Origin of the sequence: Vibrio sp. 1751 (assembly GCF_033339895.1) — a bacterium.
GTDB lineage: Bacteria > Pseudomonadota > Gammaproteobacteria > Enterobacterales > Vibrionaceae > Vibrio > Vibrio alginolyticus.
Genome location: NZ_JAWOVM010000004.1, coordinates 63,521 through 84,176 on the forward strand (window position 1 = coordinate 63,521; position 20,656 = coordinate 84,176).

Annotated in this window: 17 protein-coding genes; 8 read left to right on the forward strand and 9 right to left on the reverse strand. The window is 44.3% G+C overall.

The window, feature by feature from the left end; all coding sequences use genetic code 11:
- Window positions 1–48: 48 nt before the first annotated feature.
- The 6 genes from R7041_RS02855 to pheT all read left to right on the forward strand — a co-directional run bounded on the left by R7041_RS02855 (window position 49) and on the right by pheT (window position 9,060).
- Window positions 49–837: a TetR/AcrR family transcriptional regulator gene (locus R7041_RS02855; RefSeq protein ID WP_005377913.1), complete on the forward strand. Its 789-nt coding sequence runs from the start codon at window positions 49–51 to the stop codon at window positions 835–837.
- A gap of 249 nt (window positions 838–1,086) precedes the next feature.
- Complete coding sequence (locus tag R7041_RS02860; protein ID WP_054574058.1) at window positions 1,087–3,465, forward strand: efflux RND transporter permease subunit; 2,379 nt, start codon at window positions 1,087–1,089, stop codon at window positions 3,463–3,465.
- An 18-nt stretch (window positions 3,466–3,483) separates the two neighbouring features.
- A complete protein-coding gene (locus R7041_RS02865; protein WP_104975256.1) occupies window positions 3,484–4,275 on the forward strand; it encodes an outer membrane lipoprotein-sorting protein in 792 nt (263 codons plus the stop codon).
- A 10-nt stretch (window positions 4,276–4,285) separates the two neighbouring features.
- Entirely contained in the window at window positions 4,286–5,461 is a 1,176-nt protein-coding gene (locus R7041_RS02870) for a hypothetical protein (protein ID WP_411978877.1), read from the forward strand.
- Window positions 5,462–5,652: 191 nt separating this feature from the next.
- Window positions 5,653–6,636, forward strand: a complete 984-nt coding sequence (pheS, locus tag R7041_RS02875) for a phenylalanine--tRNA ligase subunit alpha (RefSeq protein WP_005385470.1) — start codon at window positions 5,653–5,655, stop codon at window positions 6,634–6,636.
- A gap of 18 nt (window positions 6,637–6,654) precedes the next feature.
- A complete protein-coding gene (pheT, locus tag R7041_RS02880) occupies window positions 6,655–9,060 on the forward strand; it encodes a phenylalanine--tRNA ligase subunit beta (RefSeq protein ID WP_104975257.1) in 2,406 nt (801 codons plus the stop codon).
- 215 nt (window positions 9,061–9,275) lie between these two features.
- Here pheT and R7041_RS02885 read toward each other — a convergent pair whose 3' ends face one another.
- On the reverse strand, window positions 9,276–10,157 hold the full coding sequence (locus tag R7041_RS02885; protein WP_005377901.1) for an AEC family transporter: 882 nt from the start codon (window positions 10,155–10,157) through the stop codon (window positions 9,276–9,278).
- A 534-nt stretch (window positions 10,158–10,691) separates the two neighbouring features.
- Between R7041_RS02885 and ihfA the strand changes: the two genes are divergently transcribed.
- On the forward strand, window positions 10,692–10,988 hold the full coding sequence (ihfA, locus tag R7041_RS02890) for an integration host factor subunit alpha (protein WP_005377899.1): 297 nt from the start codon (window positions 10,692–10,694) through the stop codon (window positions 10,986–10,988).
- A gap of 123 nt (window positions 10,989–11,111) precedes the next feature.
- On the opposite strand, the gene R7041_RS02895 is transcribed toward ihfA, so the two are convergent.
- Window positions 11,112–11,891: a phosphoribosylglycinamide formyltransferase gene (locus R7041_RS02895; protein WP_025766820.1), complete on the reverse strand. Its 780-nt coding sequence runs from the start codon at window positions 11,889–11,891 to the stop codon at window positions 11,112–11,114.
- Window positions 11,892–12,206: 315 nt separating this feature from the next.
- On the opposite strand from R7041_RS02895, the gene R7041_RS02900 reads away from it, so the two are divergent.
- Window positions 12,207–12,857 (forward strand): thiopurine S-methyltransferase, encoded by a 651-nt coding sequence (locus tag R7041_RS02900; RefSeq protein WP_021707633.1) that lies wholly within the window; start codon window positions 12,207–12,209, stop codon window positions 12,855–12,857.
- Window positions 12,858–12,929: 72 nt separating this feature from the next.
- Here the strand turns inward: R7041_RS02900 and purT are convergent, their stop codons facing one another.
- The 7 genes from purT to R7041_RS02935 form a co-directional block, all read right to left on the reverse strand.
- Window positions 12,930–14,105, reverse strand: coding sequence for a formate-dependent phosphoribosylglycinamide formyltransferase (purT, locus tag R7041_RS02905; protein WP_064368105.1), 1,176 nt, complete (start codon window positions 14,103–14,105; stop codon window positions 12,930–12,932).
- Between the two features lie 143 nt (window positions 14,106–14,248).
- Window positions 14,249–15,136, reverse strand: coding sequence for a cytidine deaminase (gene cdd / locus R7041_RS02910; RefSeq protein WP_005377892.1), 888 nt, complete (start codon window positions 15,134–15,136; stop codon window positions 14,249–14,251).
- Between the two features lie 430 nt (window positions 15,137–15,566).
- Window positions 15,567–16,244: an LrgB family protein gene (locus tag R7041_RS02915; protein WP_005377888.1), complete on the reverse strand. Its 678-nt coding sequence runs from the start codon at window positions 16,242–16,244 to the stop codon at window positions 15,567–15,569.
- A 1-nt stretch (window position 16,245) separates the two neighbouring features.
- A complete protein-coding gene (locus R7041_RS02920; protein WP_005397786.1) occupies window positions 16,246–16,620 on the reverse strand; it encodes a CidA/LrgA family protein in 375 nt (124 codons plus the stop codon).
- Window positions 16,621–16,675: 55 nt separating this feature from the next.
- Window positions 16,676–18,097, reverse strand: coding sequence for an exodeoxyribonuclease I (gene sbcB / locus R7041_RS02925; protein ID WP_085569561.1), 1,422 nt, complete (start codon window positions 18,095–18,097; stop codon window positions 16,676–16,678).
- Between the two features lie 157 nt (window positions 18,098–18,254).
- Window positions 18,255–19,628, reverse strand: a complete 1,374-nt coding sequence (locus R7041_RS02930; protein WP_005377885.1) for an L-cystine transporter — start codon at window positions 19,626–19,628, stop codon at window positions 18,255–18,257.
- A 200-nt stretch (window positions 19,629–19,828) separates the two neighbouring features.
- A complete protein-coding gene (locus tag R7041_RS02935; protein ID WP_005377884.1) occupies window positions 19,829–20,518 on the reverse strand; it encodes an NAD(P)H-binding protein in 690 nt (229 codons plus the stop codon).
- Between the last annotated feature and the right edge of the window lie 138 nt (window positions 20,519–20,656).

Below are 20,656 nucleotides of genomic sequence, written 5' to 3' on the forward strand. Positions count from 1 at the left end.
ATCGTGTTACAATTATTGGGAGTGTGTTGGTATACGGATCAAAGGATTATGTTTAACTTTCGCTGTAAAAAATATAGCAAGCAAGACGGATGTCGTGTGTCTTCAGGGCTAACAAAAAAGCAACAGGCGATTGCTGATCGTGAGATAGAGCTTATTCAATTGGCTAAGTCTTTAGTTCAAGAGCAAGGCTTTGCCAACTTAACGATGGACAAGCTTACAGCGTCAAGCCCTTATTCTAAAGGGACGATCTACAATCATTTTTGCAGCAAAGAAGATGTGATTCTTGCGCTTTGTATTCATTCGCTGAAAAGCGAAGCAATATTTTTCGAACGTACCGCCAAATTTAATGGCAATACCAGAGAAAAAATCATTGCGATGCATGTAGGTTATCGTATTTACGCTCGTATGGAGCCAGTACTATCAACTTGTGCGATTGTTGCAAAGACGCCTTGGGTTCTAGAGAAGGCTTCGCCTAAACGTGTGAATGAACTGAATAACTTGGAAGAACAAGTAATAGATGGTGCTGATGCGCTAGTGAACAATGCGGTAGAATGTGGTGATCTTAAGTTTTCTCCCGCAATTGGTTCAGATGCTATTGTATTCGCCAACTGGTCTATTGCCTTCGGTTCAAACGCTTTGGCGCAAAATGCATCGAACAGTCGATGTATTCAGCGAATTCAAGACCCATTCTCAGTACTGCACAACGCGAATATGTTACTTGATGGTTTAGGTTGGTCGCCTTTATCTACAGAATGGGACTACCGTAAAACCTGGCGTCGAGTGGAGCAGGAGTTATTTAGTGAAGAGCTTGCTTATTTAGAGTCAGTGAATCGCTGATAAACTGGAAAGGCCAATCTGACGTTATGGTTGGCTTTTTTATCGCACTATTGTGACGAATCGTCATTAAATCTCGAAGGTTGGCGTTCAGCCAATGATCACGAGAAGCATAGGAAGTTACTAAAAACTAACTTATGTAGCCAAATTCATTCGATCTAAAGTTTGCATGTCGAGTTTGTCTGGTTATTTACAGCATTTGCTGTTTTTTTAGTTTTTAAATTTGACGAAACGTCACAAAAGGAGAGTGTGATGCCACATCACAACGTTCAACAATACGCCCGTTCAGGGTGGGGTAAGCTACCAACGAATTACAGTGTATTGGTGATGCTTGCTACCGTTTTATTGATTGTCATAGCAACTATTGGAGGAAAAAATCTTTACTTTAGAGGAGATTACGACATCTTCTTTGATGGAACAAATGAGCAGTTACTTGCGTTTGATGAAATTCAAACCACCTTTGCAAAATCTGACAGTCTTGCTTTGGTTATAGCGCCAAAGAGCGGCACTGTTTTTACTCCTAGCACATTATCTCTTATTCAGCAGATCACTGACGAGGCGTGGCAAGTTCCATACTCGACCCGCGTTGATTCCCTCGCCAACTACCAGCATACCGAAGCGTTTGAAGATGATCTTCTTGTCGAAGATTTACTGTATAGCGAATATGAATTGACACCTCAACGAGTAGAGAAAGTCAAAAGTATTGCGTTGAGTGAGCCGGTTTTGAAAAGTTCACTGATTTCTGAAAAAGGAGATGTCACGGTCGTAAACATTACGGTCCAACTCCCTGAAATAGATAAAACTGCTGAAGTACAAGAGGTGGTTGCTTACATAAACGGAATGATTGAGCGTTATCAGCAAGTGTACCCAGACACGGAATTCCATAAGGCTGGTATTATTGCAATGAACTACGCGTTTATGACCGCAGCCCAAGATGATAGCGCAACATTAGTGCCTACTATGTTACTAGTGATATTGGTGTTTCTGACCATCATGTTGCGCTCATTGCTTAGCGTCATCGCGACACTCATCGTTATTATCGGCTCGGTTATGGTTACAATGGGCTTGTCAGGATGGGCTGGTATGTTCTTAAGCACGGCGACCGTTAATGTGCCTACCTTGGTGATGACGCTTGCCGTCGCAGACTGTGTACACATCATCGCGACAATGCGTCAGTCTATGCAAAACGGCTTTAGTAAAGCCCACTCTATTGAGCGAAGTATTGCGCTCAATTTCATGCCTATCTTGATTACCTCCATTACCACCGCGATCGGCTTTTTAATGATGAATATGTCGGATTCTCCAATCCTGAGAGATTTCGGCAACCTATCAGCCCTTGGCGTCATGGTTGCTTGTTTCCTTTCCATCACGTTACTTCCCTCCTTGCTTAATATCCTTCCGGTTACGGTGAAGTCGGATACTTCTGATGAAAGAAAGCACTTTATGGATCATTTAGGAGATTTCGTGGTGTCAAAGCGACATGCGTTATTGCCGTTGTCGGTGCTTGTTATTGTCGCGAGTGCGAGCTTGATTCCGCTGAACAAAGTCAATGATGAATCCGTCGAGTACTTTGGCCATAGCAATGAATTTCGCCGAGCGGCTGATTTTATGGAAGAGCGAATCAGTGGCATGGCGAACATCAGTATCGCGATAAAAACCAACGAATCGCAGGGCATTGCCGATCCTAATTTTCTCAATTCCGTGGGTAAATTTACTGACTGGCTAAGGTTGCAGTCAGAAACGGACCATGTTGCGACCTTGAGCGATGTTTATAAGCGCCTAAACAAGAACATGCATGGAGATGATCAGGCTTATTACTCGCTCCCTCAAGACAGAGAATTAGCGGCTCAATATCTGCTGCTTTATGAAATGTCACTACCGTATGGTTTAGATTTGAACAACCAAATCAATGTAGATAAGTCGTCGATCAAGATGGTTCTCACCGTGGAGAACTTGGGCAGCGTCGAGCTTGTTGATTTGGAAAATCGCATTTACCAATGGTTTAACGAAAACGCGCCTCAATATGATGTTGTTGCGTCTAGTCCTTCACTGATGTTTGCGCATATTGGTGAAACGAATATGGCCAGCATGCTGTCAACCTTGCCCATTACTCTTGTCTTAATCTCTGCATTACTGATCTTTGCCTTGCGTTCGTTCAAGCTTGGCTTAATTAGTCTTGTCCCGAATATTGCTCCTGCGCTTATTGGTTTTGGTATTTGGGCGCTGGTTTCTGGCGAGATTAACTTGGGATTGTCTGTCGTTGTGACATTAACGCTTGGTGTTGTTGTCGATGACGCCGTTCACTTTCTTTCTAAATATCAACACGCTCGTAAAGATGGCCACAGTGCGGAGCAAGCGGTTCGCTACGCCTTTCGTACCGTGGGGCGCGCACTCTGGATTACGACGGTCGTGCTTGTTGCTGGTTTCTCTGTTCTGGCGATGTCGAGCTTCCGTTTAAATGCCGATATGGGACAGCTGAGTGCCATTGTCATCTTTATTGCCCTTGTTGTGGATTTCATCTTCCTACCGACTCTACTGATGTTGTTTGACAAAGGCGTTTACGACGAGGTGGAGCGCCGAAATAAGCTTAAATCAACTGACTCTCAAACCAAGACTGTTACTCAGTCATAACGAATTAAAGGATCGAACATGAATTTAGTAAAAAATGCCTTAAAAGTATCAGTACTTTCTGTCTCGCTTATTATGAGTCATGCGGTGTTGGCGGATGAAGCCAAAGGACTAGAAATTGCCCAAGAGCGCAAAGCCCGTGATGAAGGGTGGGGGGATTCTGTTGCTACGATGCAAATGATTCTGCGAAACGCGCAAGGAGAAAGCAGCACACGTTTAATGCGCTTACAATCACTCGAAGTTGATGGCGATGGTGACAAAGGGCTCACGATATTTGATGAACCGAGAGATGTAAAAGGCACGGCGTTTCTTAACCATTCTCATACGGTGGGTGCCGATGACCAATGGCTTTACCTTCCTGCACTGAAACGTGTGAAACGTATTTCCTCGCGTAACAAATCAGGTCCTTTTATGGGCAGTGAATTCGCGTATGAGGATCTCAGTTCCTTTGAGATTGAAAAATACCGTTTCAACTACCTACAAGATGACAGCATAAACGGGCAAGATGCTTTCGTTGTAGAGCAAATTCCGACCGATAAGAACTCAGGTTATACCAAGCAAACGGTATGGTTAGATAAAGCGCATTATCGTCCACTTAAAGTTGAGTTTTACGACCGCAAAGGCTCTTTGTTAAAAACGCTTTCTTTTTCCGATTACAAGCAATATCTCAACCAATATTGGCGAGCGCACACTATGGCGATGACAAACCATCAAACAGGAAAAAGTACTGAGCTAACGACTAGCGAAATGCGTTTTAACACTGGATTACAAGACAATGACTTTCATAAGAATGTGTTGAAGCGAGTGAGGTAGTGGAGGAAAAATGAAGCGATTAAATGCTGGGTTGTTGCTTAGTGCAGCAGCCTTTTTTTACTCGATGCCTCTGACTGCCGTCGAGCTTGCAGGACAAGTCAATATTGAGCATCGTCAGTTTTTTAAAACGGGCTCTCAGGGTCAGAGCAAAGCGCAAACGTCACTGGTTTTGCAGCCAGAATTTTACTGGGAGATGCAAAATGGTGATGCAAACTTTACTTTCACACCTTTCTATCGCCTGGATGGTCTAGACGATGAGCGAAGTCATGGTGACATACGAGAGGCACTTTATCTGACTTATTGGGATGATTATGAGCTTCGAGTTGGGATTAGTAAGGTCTTTTGGGGAGTGACTGAATCAGCCCATTTAGTTGATGTAGTAAACCAAACAGATGCCATTGAAGCCGTCGATGGTGAAGATAAACTCGGTCAGCCGATGTTACATTTTACCTCTTTCAAAGACTGGGGCACCGTCCACGCAATGTTGTTACCTTACTTTAGGGAACGAACGTTTGCGGGTACAGATGGCCGCTTGCGAACCGACCCCGTTGTCTCTGATGATGCTATTTATGAATCAAGCAGAGAAGAGAAGCACGTAGATGTGGCTTTTCGATATTCGAAAATGCTTGGCGATTGGGACGTAGGCCTGAGCTATTTATATGGAACAAACCGGGATCCTTACTTTCGTTTTGAGTACGGAGAATTAAAGCCTTACTACGGTCTGATGAGTCATGTCGGTCTGGATGTGCAAGGAATCGTTGGCGATTGGTTATGGAAACTGGAAAGTATTTATCGAGATAGTGCTGATAATCATGTCGGTCTTGTGACGGGCTTTGAGTATACCTTCGTCGGTGCATTTGACACGGTTTGGGATGTGGGGGTTATTGGTGAGTACCTCTATGACAGTCGTGGGAACAACGCACAAACTATCGGTCAAAATGATGTGTTTGCAGGTATTCGTTGGGCGCTCAATGATGAGGACGGAACGGAAGTATTGACGGGAATTACGAAGGATTTAGATAACGATGATGTTTACAATGCTAAGTTAGAAGCATCGAGCCGAATATCGAATCACGTTAAGTGGCAAATTGATGCTTGGTTGTTTAAAAATGAAACACCAAATGATTTGCTCTACTTCGCTAGAGATGACGATTTTATCGAGCTATCTATTCAATACTATTTCTAAAACAAAAGGGCACAGCTAAACGGCAGATTAACTAAAGATGACATTTTTGACGTTTTTGTGCTCTTTTTATTCAATAACCTCTTCTTTTCGTAATTCAATTTGGCATTGGTGCCCGGTTTGGCTACTATGTACAGCTATCAAAAAACCAATCACTCCCTTATGGACACTACCTACAGGTAGATGAGGAAACGATGCAACATCTAGAAGAGATCATTGCTAGCGCGAGCACTGCAATTGAAGCTGCCGAATCGCTAGTCGCACTTGATGAAGTGCGTGTTCAGTATCTGGGTAAAAAAGGTGAGCTAACTGCTCAACTTCAAAGCCTAGGCAAACTACCACCAGAAGAACGCCGTGAAGCTGGTCAAGAGATCAATAAAGCGAAAGGCGTAGTTCAGCAAGCTATCGCAGCTCGTAAAGATGCACTACAACGTGCTGAGCTTGAAGCAAAACTAGCAGCAGAAACAATCGACGTAACACTACCAGGTCGTCGTATTGAAAACGGTGGTTTACACCCAGTAACTCGTACTGTAGAGCGTATTGAGAAGTTCTTTGGCGAACTTGGTTTTAACACCGAGGCTGGACCAGAGATCGAAGATGCATTCCACAACTTCGATGCGCTAAACATCGCAGCTGATCACCCAGCGCGTACTGACCACGATACTTTCTTCTTCAACCCAGACTTGATGCTTCGTACTCATACGTCAGGCGTACAGATCCGTACGATGGAAAATGGTAAACCACCATTCCGTTTCATCGCACCAGGCCGTGTATACCGTAACGACTACGACCAAACGCACACGCCAATGTTCCACCAAGTGGAAGGCATGCTGGTTGATGAGAACGTAAACTTTGCTCAGCTGAAAGGCATCCTGCACGATTTCCTATGTAACTTCTTCGAAGAAGAAGTAGAAGTACGTTTCCGTCCATCTTACTTCCCATTCACTGAGCCTTCAGCTGAAGTAGACGTGAAAGGCAAAAACGGTAAATGGTTAGAAGTACTAGGCTGCGGTATGGTTCACCCGAACGTGCTACGTAGCGTAGGTATCGATCCTGAAAAATACTCTGGTTTCGCATTCGGTATGGGTGTTGAGCGTCTAACAATGCTTCGTTACGGCGTGAACGACCTACGTGCGTTCTTCGAGAACGATCTTCGTTTCCTAAAACAGTTCAAGTAATCCAGAGGGTTCATCAACATGAAATTCAGCGAATCATGGCTTCGTGAGTGGGTAAATCCTGCGGTTACTACTGACGAGCTAACTCACCAAATTACAATGGCCGGCCTAGAGGTAGACGACGTTCTTCCTGTTGCTGGTTCTTTTACTGGCGTTAAAGTCGGTCACGTTGTTGAATGTGGCCAACACCCAGATGCAGACAAACTGCGCGTAACTAAAGTTGACGTGGGTGAAGAAGAGCTTCTAGACATTGTTTGTGGCGCACCTAACTGTCGCCAAGGTCTGAAAGTAGCAGTAGCAACAGTTGGTGCTGTTCTTCCAGGTGATTTCAAAATCAAAAAAGCGAAACTACGTGGCCAGCCATCTCACGGCATGCTTTGTTCATTCACTGAACTAGGTATCGACGTTGAGTCAGACGGTATCATGGAACTAGCAGAAGACGCAGTAATCGGTACTGATTTCCGTGAATTCCTAGGTCTAAACGACGTAACGGTAGACGTAGACCTAACAGCAAACCGCGCAGACTGTTTCAGCATTCGTGGTCTAGCTCGTGAAGTTGGCGTACTAAACCGTGCTGACGTGACAGAGCCATTAGTAGAAGCAGTTGCCCCTTCAATCGACGATAAAGTGTCTATCGAAGTGAAAGCGCCAGCTGCGTGTCCACGTTACCTAGGTCGTGTAGTTAAGAACGTAAACGTTCAAGCTGAAACGCCACTATGGATGCAAGAGAAACTGCGTCGTTGTGGTATTCGCTCGATCGACCCTGTAGTAGACATCACTAACTACGTTCTTCTAGAGCAAGGCCAACCAATGCACGCATTCGATCTAGCGAAGATCGAGGGTGGCATCGTAGTTCGTATGGCTGAGCAAGGTGAGAAGCTAACGCTTCTTGACGGCAACGAAGCAGAACTAAACGCAGATACACTAGTAGTTGCTGACCACAACAAAGCACTTGCAATCGCAGGTATCTTTGGTGGTGAAGACTCTGGTGTAACAACTGAGACTAAAGACGTTCTACTAGAGTGTGCATTCTTTGCACCTGACCACATCCGTGGCCGCGCACGTAGCTACGGTCTTCACACTGATTCTTCAATGCGTTTCGAGCGTGGTGTGGATTACGCACTACAAGTGAGTGCAATGGAGCGTGCAACTCAGCTTCTTGTTGAAATTTGTGGTGGTGAAGTAGCACCTGTTGTAGCTGTAGAATCTGAAGCAGACCTACCTAAGCCAAACAAAGTTGCACTACGTCGCACGAAACTAGACAACCTACTAGGTCACCACATCGCTGATGCTGATGTAGTAGAAATCCTAGAGCGCCTAGGTTTGACTGTTGAAGCTTCAGAAGAAGGTTGGGTGGCAGTAGCGCCAACATGGCGTTTCGATATCGCTATCGAGCAAGATCTGATTGAAGAAGTTGGCCGTATCTACGGTTACGACAACATTCCTAACCAAAACCCAGCAGCAGCACTTAAGATGCACAACCACGTTGAAGCGGATCTTCCACTGAAACGCGTTCGTGATCTTCTTGTTGACCGTGGTTACCACGAAGCAATCACATACAGCTTCGTTGAGCCTGAGCAGCAAAAGCTAGTTGTACCTGGTGTTGAGCCTCTAGTGCTTCCAAACCCAATTTCTGCAGACATGTCAGCAATGCGTCTTGGTCTTATCCAAGGTCTGCTGAACACGGTTGTTCACAACCAGAAGCGTCAACAGCCACGCGTTCGTCTATTCGAATACGGCCTACGTTTCATCCCATGTGAAACTGCAGAAAACGGCATGCGCCAAGAGCCTATGCTTGCAGGTGTTATTGCTGGTACTCGCGGTGAAGAACATTGGGATATCGAAACTAACACGGTTGATTTCTTCGACCTTAAGGGCGATCTAGAAGCGATTCTAGAGCTATCTGCGAACGAAAAAGCGTACTCTTTCGCTGCACTGTCACCTGAAAGCAAAAAAGCTAACCCAGCTCTTCACCCAGGTCAATCTGCGGCAATCATCGTAGACGGCAAAGAAGTAGGCGTGATCGGTACCGTTCACCCTGAGCTTGAGCGTAAGTTCGGTCTAAACGGTCGTACTATCGTATTCGAAATCGAATGGTCTGCAATCAACAGCAAAGTGATCCCAGAAGCGGTAGCACTTTCTAAATTCCCTTCAAACCGTCGTGATATCGCGGTAGTAGTGGATGAAGCTGTTGCATCTGGTGACATCGTTAACGCTTGTCTAGAGCAAGGTGGCGAGTTCCTTAAAGATGCGAAACTGTTCGACGTTTACGTAGGTAAAGGCGTTGAAGATGGTAAGAAGAGCCTAGCAATCGCTCTGACTCTACAGTCACTTGAGCGTACGCTGGAAGATGCAGATATCGCTGGTGCGGTTGACGCTATCGTTGCTCACGTTTCTGAGAAGTTTGGTGCGTCTCTGCGTGACTAATCTCGCGTAACGTATCTTCTTAAGAAATGAAAACCCTGCCAGTTTGGCAGGGTTTTTTATTTTTAGGATTACCTTGTCGTTGTTCAAGTTCCTTACTGCTCGCACCCCCCCCCTCATTATTTTAAAATACTAGACCAAACTAGGGATGGCCCTTACCCGAGATTAGGAACGTATTGTTTTTCAGCTAATACACGCTAACGATAGCTTATTGGCGGTTAGGCAGCGAGTGAGAGGGTATAGCTAAGCAGAAGAGGCAGCGTAAGAATGCTGAAAAAGTTGCCAAATAGTACCATTGACGCCACCTTCATGGGTTCTATATTCAGCCTTTCCGCAAATAGGTAATTCATGACGGCTGGCGGCAGCATTGTGAAGAGCACCATCATTTGCAATTGCATCGTTGGAAGGGGAATTAACCAATAAATAAGTGCAAAAGCGACAGCACCAGTTGCCAGTGACTGCACGGTACACAGCACACCAATCTTTAAACCGTCCAACCTTAAATGACACATTTGTGCCCCCAGAGATAAAAGCATCACGGGTACGGCCGCTTGCCCAAGTAGAGCCGTGGCTTCGTATAAAGGCGCCCATGCTCCCACATTTGACACGTTGAGAAACAGAGCCAACGACGCTGCTAAAAAGATTGGCATCTTGACTATTTGCTTAAAAGGGTTGCCATGACTAAGCAGCATTACGCCTAAGCTGATATGCAAGCATGCTGACACGACAAATAAAAGCACTGCTGACGACAGCGCAATTTCTCCAAACGTATAGGTAAACAAAGGAATAGCTAGATTTCCGCTATTGCGAAACATATGTGGTGGCGCCCAGGTTTTAAACGAGAGTGACGTCCATCGACATACCGGGATCATGAGTAGTGCGGGAATTAAAACCGCAACAATTGCCGCCAAAAGAAGTGGCCCCTGATTTGAATCGAGCGGCATGCTAACGAGTGACGAAAATACCAGTGCTGGCGTAAAAACCTCAATATTAATGCGGTTTATTGGGCGAAAGTCAGGCTTGATGTAACGACCGACCAAATAGCCAACTCCGACAAGAGCAAAAACAGGGAAAAGAATATTTATGATTTGATTAATCATGGTCGCCTAGAAGCAGTGTAAGAAGCCAATGAGGAAATACACGAACTTCCACATTATCAATCTTTGTATATGGCGTCATCGTTAAACAGCGAGAAGCGTGGGTTTAATCAAGCTTTCTAAGCACAGTTGCAAAGTACAGGTGGTCATACCTTTTAATCTAATTGTTACGTATCGAGTTACATACAAATCACTGAATTTACGACAAGTTCTATGTCAAGTGTCTGTTAAATAACCAATATCTGATATTTTTATTAAATAGTGTTTAATGTTGATATTTAAACTAATTTTAGTTTTATAATCTGGATGTTTTTCCTGATAAAGATGAAACAAAAACAAAAATATCAAATTTCTGGCGTTTAACAATAATTTACGTAGTGCTATTCCTTTTGTTCGCCAAGAAAAAAGTTGGCGAAAATCATAAGCTTGTCATACACTTCCTGATGTAACCCCGATATGTTGTTGAATTGGTAGGGTAAAACTGCTCTGGCGCTACACTAACGTAGCATTGTTTAACATAGCTTTGAGGAAAGTTTTATGGCGCTCACAAAAGCCGAACTGGCAGAAAACCTGTTTGATAAATTAGGATTTAGTAAGCGGGACGCCAAGGAAACGGTGGAAGTGTTCTTTGAAGAGATTCGTAAGGCACTGGAAAGTGGCGAACAGGTAAAACTGTCAGGTTTTGGTAACTTTGATCTTCGTGACAAGAATGAACGACCTGGTCGTAACCCGAAAACTGGTGAAGATATTCCAATTACTGCTCGACGTGTAGTGACTTTTCGCCCGGGTCAGAAGTTAAAAGCTCGTGTAGAAAACCTGAAGAAAGTACAGTAAGCCGAATAAATGGATCACGCTAAGGCGTGGTCTTTTTTTTTGCGTAAAATTCGTGTGCATACAAATGAAAACCACCGCAATGCGGTGGTTTTTCTGTTTATGAGAGACGCTTAATGATATCGGTTACGCCGCTTCTAGATGCGTTGTTAAGTATGGTTGCCATGCTTGTTGGTACAAGTTCTTAGACTGTGTACGCATGTTGCGAATAGAGGCAAGCTCTATTTCGCTTAGCTCACGTTTTTCCAACATCGCTTGACGTTCTAGTTTCTGGATTTTTTCGTATAGGTCGTGTTCGGGACCGCTTTTTACATCTGCGATTGCTTTCAAGTGCAGTTGAACTTCGGCTACTAGGTTTGTTTTTGGTAAACGAACGAGCAAGTTCAAGTCTCTATATCCTGAAGGGCCAGGTTTTTTGAATCGATTTTTTACTTTCACAATCGTTGTTTCACGCTCTAACGTTTCATAAATGGAGACTAAGCTCGCGACGTCTTCAGCTACAATCGTTGCACGTGCTAGGTCAGTAATACGTTCAACTTTCCCATCTAACTCTAAAGCTATCTTTTCTTCTGCTCGTTGTTTGGATTTCACGCCTGCGAAGTATGGCTGAGCGTCATTAAGAAGTGCGGTACTCTTACAGATAGTTTCAAGTTCAAATTGTGCTTGGTGAGCTTTGCTGTAAAGAATGTCGAAGTCAGAATATGGCTGAGTTGGTGTGGTGTCGATTGACTGAATGCCATATAAACCGCTAAGGCTGTGTTTAAAAAGTTTCGAACAAACTTCGTTTTGGCTGGTTGAACGATTTTGTTCGCCACTAGGCGCAGGGGTAATTGGAAGTGCGGCAAATGCCGGTGCACGGCTAAGTACCAAAAGCATCAATGCTGTAGTACGAAGAAATAAGCTCATTCACTCTCCTTAACTTGCTTGTACTTAGAAAATAGGGAACATAAAGGTCGCTAAGTTCGGCAAATCAGGTACTAACTTATAAATGGGGCCATTACGAAAGATTCCAAGGTTTCAGTTTTATCTTGAAGTAGAATCGTGCGTTAGATCACCATTTCTCTTTTCTTTATTCTGATTATCAGATAAAGGCGCGTCTCCTATGAGACCGATTACATCCTATCACCGCAGTATTAACCAAAGATGAACGGCATAGACAAATTGAAAAAAAACGTTAGTCTTACCTCTCAAAATGAAAACAGCCGACAAGTAGAAAGTAAAATGAGAGACCAAGAATTTTGGCATAACAAATGGGCCAGCAATCAGATCGGATTTCACTTGGAAGATGTAAACCCGCTATTACCAGTATATTGGAAACACACTAATCCAAAGCGTGAAGATAAAGTGTTAGTTCCTTTATGTGGAAAGTCAGAAGACTTGATTTGGCTAGCGATGAAGCATGATTCGGTTGAAGGTGTTGAGCTAAGCCATATTGCTGTGCGTGCCTTTTTTGCTGAACATTTTTACACGCCAACGGTAACGCCTCTTAATGGCATGCACGAGCTTTATCAATTTGATGAGCTCTCTATTTATACTGGGGACTTTTTCACTGCACCAGTATCTCAAGCCGATATCATTTATGATCGCGCCGCGTTGGTTGCTTTACCGCAAGATATGCGAGAGGAGTATGTAGAGCGTCTCAAGCAACTTTTGAACCCAGGCGGTCGTATTTTGCTTGTTACACTCAACTATCCTCAAGAAGAGATGGCGGGGCCTCCATTTAGCGTGCCGGTCGAAGAGATTGAGCAGTTATTTTCAGGTTACAAAGTTACTTGTTTGAACGTAGATGAAGCTGACGAGAATCATCCTAAAATTGCGAAAAAAGGCTTAAGTCGCTTCTCTGAAGAAGTGTACTTAATCGAGAGTGAATAGGCTCTCTTCGGTTTGGAACACGAAATAGCGCAGCAATTTGAGCTGCGCTATTTTTGTATGAGTGGTTCGTATTTAATAAATGATATTCACTTTTGAAGCACTTTCAACAGCATCTTGAACGGCTTCTTCGGTGGTTTTTCGTCGCGTAAGGACAACACCTAAACGGCGGCGACCATCGATTTCTGGCTTACCGAATAGACGAACTTGTGTTTGAGGTTGAGCTAAAGCTTTGCTTAGGTTTTCAAAGCGAATGTTTGTGGAAGTCCCTTGTCCAAGAATAACAGCAGACGCAGATGGGCCATATTGCACAATATTATTAATTGGCATTCCGGTAAACGCGCGCACGTGGAGAGCAAACTCAGACATTTCCTGCGAAATCATTGTAACCATACCCGTATCGTGAGGGCGAGGAGAGACCTCATTGAAAATGACTTTATCGCCTTTGACAAACAGCTCTACACCAAAGATGCCGTAGCCACCGAGCGCGTTTACCACTTTCTCAGCCGTGTATTCAGCTGCTTTTACTGCGTTTTCTGACATAGCTTGCGGTTGCCATGATTCGCGGTAGTCGCCATCTTCCTGACGATGACCAATTGGAGCACAGAAATGCACACCGTCAACGGCTCTGATGGTCAATAAAGTGATTTCGTAATCGAAGTCGATAAAACCTTCCACGATAACGCGACCTGCACCCGTACGCCCGCCTTCCTGAGCGTAATCCCATGCTTTTGTAACGTCGTCTTCGGTCTTGATAACACTTTGCCCTTTACCTGAAGAGCTCATCACAGGCTTCACCACGCACGGAATACCCACATGCTCAACCGCGGCTTTGAAGTCTTCAAAATTATCTGCAAAACGATAAGGTGAAGTCGTCAATTCCAGTTCTTCTGCTGCCAAACGTCGGATACCTTCACGATTCATTGTTAGCCTGGTTGCCTTAGCGGTTGGAACAACATTCAGTCCTTTTTCTTCAAGCTCTACCAGTTTGCCGGTTGCGATGGCTTCAATTTCTGGTACGACGTAAGTAGGTTGTTCCTTCGTAATAACTTCTTCTAAGGCGTTCCCATCTAACATGTCGATAACATAACTACGGTGAGCAACTTGCATCGCTGGAGCATTGGCATAGCGATCACAAGCAATCACTTCTAAACCAAGTCTCTGGCATTCAAGGGCGACTTCTTTACCGAGTTCGCCAGAGCCTAAAAGTAATACACGGGTAGCATTTGCGCTAGTTGCAGTGCCAAACATAGTGTTCCCTTACAAAATAGAGTGATGAGACAGAAATTGCAGGAGATCATACTGAAGTTTTATGACAAAGCAAACGTTTGCTTTTGGTTTTTAGGTAATAAAAAAGCTCTACATGTTGTAGAGCTTTTTGTTGAATTTGTCGTTTATACGTTGACAAAACTAAGCGGAATATCTGGATTCAACGCTTCCAACGTTGATTGCGTATCGGCTAAGTGACTGATCTTACCTTCTGAGTTTTCTACCAATGCAGCGGCTTTGATGCTGTCAAAGGTTTCACCCGCAAGTAAAACTTGGATTAGCGCAACTTGTAGCGGTGGCAAGCTAGGATTAAACGCTGCATTTTCTGCATAAGCACCTTGGAATACACGGCCGCTAGTCATCTCTAATGCTAAACCACTCAAGTTGTTGGTGTATGGAGAGTGGCTCATGTTCATCGCTTCAACTGCACTTTGGATGAGTGCGTCTTCATCATCACATGAGAATTGGTGTTTAACTTCTGCCATTAAGCCGGACTCGATACCGAGATCGTTTGGTCCAAAGGCTTCAGGCAGGTATTCATGAAGTGACTTTTCTTCACGTTCCGGGAGCTGGATTTTAAGCTCGTTTGCGGTAGATAACTCATTCATGAACTGGCGGCAGTGACCACATGGGCTGAAGTTGATAGTGATATCCTTAACACCACGTTCGCCTTTCATCCAAGCATGGCTAATCGCAGACTGCTCTGCGTGAACCGTTTGACCCAACTGTACACCAAAGAATTCCATGTTGGCACCGAAGTAAAGGCGACCTGAAAGACCACGAACGATAGCGCCGACATAAAAGTCAGAAAGGGGAGCATAGGAGTACGCTGCGGCAAAAGGAAGTAGCGCAACACGAAGCTCTTTGTCTGATAGACCGGTAGCTGAAAGCAACTGCTCAAATTGTTGAACTGAAAGCGTAGCATCAAAATCATCAGCTTGGATGATAGGAGCAAGTTGTTTGGAAAGTGCTTCTGGAGCGCCTGCTAGCGCCTGTTCAATGCGACTTTTCATGTTGAATCCTTGTTATTGCATGGACAGTTATTCTATGTGAAAGATAGAAATGTTCCGTGCGTTAGATCACGATAAATAATGCAATTGATAATTCTGTTACATAATTAGAGTGAGCTCACACATGTATTCGATTGCACAGGTGTGAAGCGTTATCTCCGTCTCACAATTAACCATATTAGTATATATTCATATGACCAAGGAGCAGGAGTATGTTACTAACGCGACTTTTACCGCTATGCTATTTTATACCTACGTAATCTAGAGCGAGTGGTAGCACCTAGAATGCTAACGCTATGAATGTATATCTCAGTCAAGTCCCTTCACGATATTACTGGGTGAGGTTGATAGATAAGATAGGGTTTTGAAAAGGGTAAGGAAGAAGCGGAAAGGCTACGGCCTGCCGGAAGGAGGGCAGACCGAGAGCGCTTAACTATTGATATAGCCAGACAGCCAAAGCAAAAAAGCTTGGAGCCAAAATAGAAGTTATGATCCCACATAAAACCAATGCGAGTGATGAGAACGCGGCATCTATGGGCTGTTTCTCTGCACAAGTAGCGGTGCCTAAGGCATGAGAGACTGTACCCATTGTCAGACCACGTGCAATCGGGTGTTTAATTCCAATCAAATTGTAAATTGGGTATGCCAAAATTGCGCCCAATAAACCGACAATCAGAACCAAGATCGCTGCAACGGCGGCTTCACCACCGAGGTGACTCGATATTTCCATCGCTATTGGTGTAGTGACGGACTTACCCACTAGACTCGCGATTAAACTGATATCCGCTTTGAAAGCGACTGCGATCAAGGTGGTTGTCATCATCGACATCACACTGCCTACTGTGCAAGCAAAAGTGATGATTCGCCAGTTTGCTTTAATTTGTGGTAGTTGTTCATATAGTGGATAAGCCAGAGCAACTACGGCTGGTTGAAGTAAAAAACTGATCCCTTCGTTATCCGCATAATACGTTTCAAACGGTACATTTAAGTAAGTAAGCAAAGGAATGAGCACTGCAATACTGATCAGCAAAGGATTTGCTAGAGGATTATTCACTTTGATTGCAATTTGGCGCGCGACAAGAAAAACCGCAATGGTAACAACTAACCACATATCAGTGCTTCTCCTTTAACAAGTAGTCCAGCAGCCAAGCGAGGCTGACTAGTACAATGAGTGAGCCTCCAACTGCGCTAGCAATGATAGGGAGGGCATTAGCGAGTAGCATATCGAAATGTTGCATTAATCCCACGCTAATAGGAACGAACAATAAGATCATATAGCGGATAAATAGCGTGGCGCCCGGTTTGACCCAGTCGACTTTTACAAGCCCAAGAGTCATGGAGAAAAACAGTACGAGCATACCGATGACACTTCCTGGAACGGAAACGCCAGTGAACTTTTGAATGGTAATTCCGATGCCAAGTGCTCCCATGATGAGGAAGATTGAAATGAGCAGTTGGATCAGTTGTAAGAATCGTTCTTTAATCATTTTGACAGTATATAAACAACAAGCACACCATAAGGTGCGCTTGTATTAGGAGGAGTTAGGAAGCTAAGCTCTCTACATAACGGTACACGGATTTTAATATCGCAATCTTCTTTTCGTCACTTTCATGTTCGTGAACTAAGTTTTCTAAATTCAGCATGTACTCTTCAATTTGGCTTTCAAACACTTCTCGACAGTGTAGTGCCCAGCGTCTTTGTTCTTGCTCGTCTAATGTGCCTGGGAAGTTACGCGCACGATAGCGGAACAATAGAGGTTTAATACGCTTGTCATCAAATTCAATGTCTAATGCAGCAAGATTATTCGGGTCGGTTTCTCGAATGATATCCATAGCTGCGCGATCAGCCGGAGAAAAGAACCCGTCGTAAAGCTGTGTATCGACGTCATCACTTTTATCGAATTTACGCTCGACTGAAAAGAGGCTAATCAGCTTTTCTCTAATTTCAGGATGTTGGCGCAACAAAGCGAGATTAGCGAGACATTGCTGGCGATCAATGCCAATAGACTCCGCATTTTCAGCCGTTAACGTTTTTGCAGGGGCGAGAATAGGGCATTTGTTCAAATGAACTAGTTTAACTGGCACTGGTAGCAATTCACCAAGATCTTCGCGCTTAGTGTAGAGTCTTTCGTGCAGCTCTTCTGCGGATAGCTCAAGAATAGGTTGAGGGTCTTTCGCTAAATCGATGGTGATAACGGCGTTATTATTGGTTGGATGCCAAGCAACAGGCACAATCCAGCTAGTGTACTGGCATTCGCGCCCTAGCATGCCTGAAACGTGCATCAACGGTGTCATGTTGACGATGTCGACTAAATCATTGAGCTTGCGCTTTTGGCGCATAGAAAAAAAGTAATCAAACAATTTTGGTTGCGCTGCTTTTACTTTCTTTGCCATTTCGATAGTCGCAACCACATCTGCCATGGCATCGTGCGCGTTACTATGCTCTATGCCGTTAGCCACAGACAAGTGTTCTAATTTAAAGCTAGTGAAGCCATCTTCGTTTTCTGGCCATTCTACGCCTTCTGGGCGAAGGGCATGGCACGCGCGTAGTACATCGAGTAAATCCCAACGTGAGTTACCGTTTTGCCAACTCCATGCGTATGGATCGATAAAGTTGCGATAACAAGTATAACGGGTCACTTCGTCATCAAAGCGAATGCTGTTGTAGCCTAAACTGGTAGTATTTGGTTTCGCGAGTTCAGCGTGAATCTTAGCGATAAACTCTGGCTCAGAAAGGCCTTCTTGAACCGTTTTTTGCGGAGTAATACCAGTAATAAGTGCAGCTTCAGGAGACGGAAGATAATCAGCAGGTGGCTGGCAGTACATGACTAAAGGCTCGCCGATGATATTAAAGTTTTCATCTGTACGAACACCAGCAAACTGGCTTGGGCGATCTTTCGCGGGGTTGGTTCCCCATGTCTCATAATCAAAGAAGAAAAAAGTGGGCTGATTATCTTGGTGCATTCTGCTTACCGTTTACAAAACCGATGACAGTATTAGACCATTCAACGCCTTGACTAGCAACGAAAGATGCAAGTTGAATTTTTGAAAATGAAAAAAGCCGATGGCGAACCATCGGCTTGATATTTTATGTTTTATCGCTTTGGAAGGAATTTGAGTTCTATGCTCGTGTTTCTTCCAATGTTGCTTCACTTTCTGGTGACTTCAGCACTCGGCTAGCAATTGTACCCGCAGTCATTGAGCCTGAAACGTTTAGTGCGGTACGTGCCATGTCAATCAGTGGTTCAATAGAGATAAGCAGTGCCGCGATGGTCACAGGTAAGCCCATTGCAGGAAGAACAATCAAGGCTGCAAACGTCGCACCGCCGCCGACACCTGCAATACCAAATGAGCTGATGGTGATAATCGCAATCAATGACAGGATAAAGTGTAGATCAAGTGGGTTGATGCCCATTGTCGGAGCTACCATCACTGCAAGCATTGCAGGATAGATACCCGCACAGCCGTTTTGGCCGATAGTGGCACCAAACGATGCTGATAGGTTTGCAATCGCTGGTGGTACGTTAAGCTTCGTGATTTGCGCTTCTACGTTTAGTGGAATTGTTGCTGCTGAGCTACGAGATGTAAACGCGAAGGTCAGTACAGGCCAGATTTTCTTAAAGTATTCCGCAGGGCTAACGCCGACAAAAGAGACTAATACGCCATGAACAACAAACATCAGTGCGATAGCAACATAAGACGCCACAATAAAGCCAAGTAGGTTTAGGATGTCGCCTGCGCTTGATGTCGCTACCACTTTTGCCATCAGTGCTGCGATGCCGTATGGCGTTAGGGCCATGATCATCTTCACTAGTCGCATAACGATAGATTGAGCAGCTTCTACGAAAGTACGAATCGGTGATTCCAACTCTGCTTTTTCCATCATCACTTTACGAGCGGCGATACCAGTTAACACGCCGAAAATCACAACAGCGATAATTGATGTCGAGCGAGCACCTGTTAGATCAGCAAATGGGTTGGTTGGAATGAAGCTAACTAGCATTTGAGGAATAGTTAAGTCACTTACTGTACCGGCACGGCTTTCTAAAACGGCGATACGAGCGGTTTCACGCGCACCTTCAGTTAACCCTTCTGCTGACAGGCCAAATGTCGTTGTCACCAAAATACCGATAAGTGCAGCAATTGCAGTCGTTACTAGAAGAACAGAGATGGTCAGGCCAGAAATTTTACCTAAAGATCCACCTTTCTCCAACTTAACAACTGCAGAGATCATCGATACCAATACTAGTGGCATGATGACCATTTTCAGTAGACCAACGTAGCCACTGCCTACAATGCCTACCCATTCAAGTGTTTGAGCAATTGCGCTGTTGCCTTCACCGTGAATGAGTTGCAAAGCAAGACCAAAAAGAGAACCGGTAACAAGACCGATCAAAACGAGACGTGAAAGAGTGTGTTTCTTTTGTTGCTGATTAAATAGAAAGAACAATATTCCAACAAAGACGGCTAGAGAGGCTATCACTGCAAAATTCATAATTTGACCTTATCAACCAGCCGAAGTGGCGGTTGTTTTTTATACGGGGTTTTATACGGATTTATTTATGGAGCGTAAGATAACGCTCGTGATATAACTTTAAAAATGACAAACGGGTATTAGCTAGATCTAAAATGAATATAAAAACGAGATCTAAGTCGCGTGAGAGTGTGAATTAGCACGTTAATTGTACAAAATGGTTATTCGTAGTGATGCAGTAATTCACGCATTTCTTTCCTTTGTAAGTAAACCACCGAGTCTTCTTGATAACTGAAAAGTTGATAAATCATCGCTTTGGCGACATCTTCTGCTCGAATAGGTAAAAAGTTGGACAGTTTGCCTAGCATAAGTGGGCGAATTACCTTAAACAGAGTTTGTACTAACTTCTCGTCCATTCTTGGGTTTTGACGTTGACCAACAAGCGGGCCTGGGCGAACAAATACGATTTCCTCAAAATCCATAGCTTCGATTCGTTGTTCCATTTGTCCTTTACAAGCTAAGTAATGGGATGGCGATTTACTATTTGCACCGAGGCTAGAAACAACCGCAAGGCGTTTGACTCCGATTGTTTTCATTTGTTGGGCGACTTTGCACACCAGATCAACATCTACTCTACGCAAATTATCCTTACTGCCTGCTTGCTTAAGGGTCGTGCCTAAACAGATAAAGCCGATGGTTGGTGTTGGTTGGTTCTCATCCCATTGGTGGATAGAAAGGTCTGCATCAATGAGAGGAATAAGCTTGTTGTCCACATCTAGGACGCCATCGAGTGGGCGGCGAGAAAGATAATATAATGTTCCAACACCTGATTGATTTATGAGGTTTGCAATGACTTTTGAGCCTACTAAGCCAGTTGCACCGGCGATGATTGCGCAGGTGTTGTTGTCCATATCTTTTCTCCTATATGGGAACATAGTCTAAGCTATTGTAGCGGATTTCAACGAGTTACTTATAATCTCGTGCAAGAAAGGTGAGACGCTCTGCGAACTCGGCAGACTATCCTGAGATAAACTTGATTAGCGCTGCCC

Bases quoted from the DNA above. Each gene is read 5' to 3' on its own strand.
- R7041_RS02895 (WP_025766820.1), bottom strand. From the start codon at position 11,891: ATGAGCTTATTTCTTCGTACTACAGCATTGATGCTTTTGGTACTTAGC.
- R7041_RS02930 (WP_005377885.1), bottom strand. From the start codon at position 19,628: ATGAATTTTGCAGTGATAGCCTCTCTAGCCGTCTTTGTTGGAATATTG.
- R7041_RS02885 (WP_005377901.1), bottom strand. From the start codon at position 10,157: ATGATTAATCAAATCATAAATATTCTTTTCCCTGTTTTTGCTCTTGTC.
- R7041_RS02900 (WP_021707633.1), top strand. From the start codon at position 12,207: ATGAGAGACCAAGAATTTTGGCATAACAAATGGGCCAGCAATCAGATC.
- sbcB (WP_085569561.1), bottom strand. From the start codon at position 18,097: ATGCACCAAGATAATCAGCCCACTTTTTTCTTCTTTGATTATGAGACA.
- R7041_RS02935 (WP_005377884.1), bottom strand. From the start codon at position 20,518: ATGGACAACAACACCTGCGCAATCATCGCCGGTGCAACTGGCTTAGTA.
- R7041_RS02920 (WP_005397786.1), bottom strand. From the start codon at position 16,620: ATGATTAAAGAACGATTCTTACAACTGATCCAACTGCTCATTTCAATC.
- R7041_RS02860 (WP_054574058.1), top strand. From the start codon at position 1,087: ATGCCACATCACAACGTTCAACAATACGCCCGTTCAGGGTGGGGTAAG.
- R7041_RS02855 (WP_005377913.1), top strand. From the start codon at position 49: ATGTTTAACTTTCGCTGTAAAAAATATAGCAAGCAAGACGGATGTCGT.
- R7041_RS02870 (WP_411978877.1), top strand. From the start codon at position 4,286: ATGAAGCGATTAAATGCTGGGTTGTTGCTTAGTGCAGCAGCCTTTTTT.
- pheS (WP_005385470.1), top strand. From the start codon at position 5,653: ATGCAACATCTAGAAGAGATCATTGCTAGCGCGAGCACTGCAATTGAA.
- purT (WP_064368105.1), bottom strand. From the start codon at position 14,105: ATGTTTGGCACTGCAACTAGCGCAAATGCTACCCGTGTATTACTTTTA.
- R7041_RS02865 (WP_104975256.1), top strand. From the start codon at position 3,484: ATGAATTTAGTAAAAAATGCCTTAAAAGTATCAGTACTTTCTGTCTCG.
- R7041_RS02915 (WP_005377888.1), bottom strand. From the start codon at position 16,244: ATGTGGTTAGTTGTTACCATTGCGGTTTTTCTTGTCGCGCGCCAAATT.
- cdd (WP_005377892.1), bottom strand. From the start codon at position 15,136: ATGAAAAGTCGCATTGAACAGGCGCTAGCAGGCGCTCCAGAAGCACTT.
- pheT (WP_104975257.1), top strand. From the start codon at position 6,655: ATGAAATTCAGCGAATCATGGCTTCGTGAGTGGGTAAATCCTGCGGTT.
- ihfA (WP_005377899.1), top strand. From the start codon at position 10,692: ATGGCGCTCACAAAAGCCGAACTGGCAGAAAACCTGTTTGATAAATTA.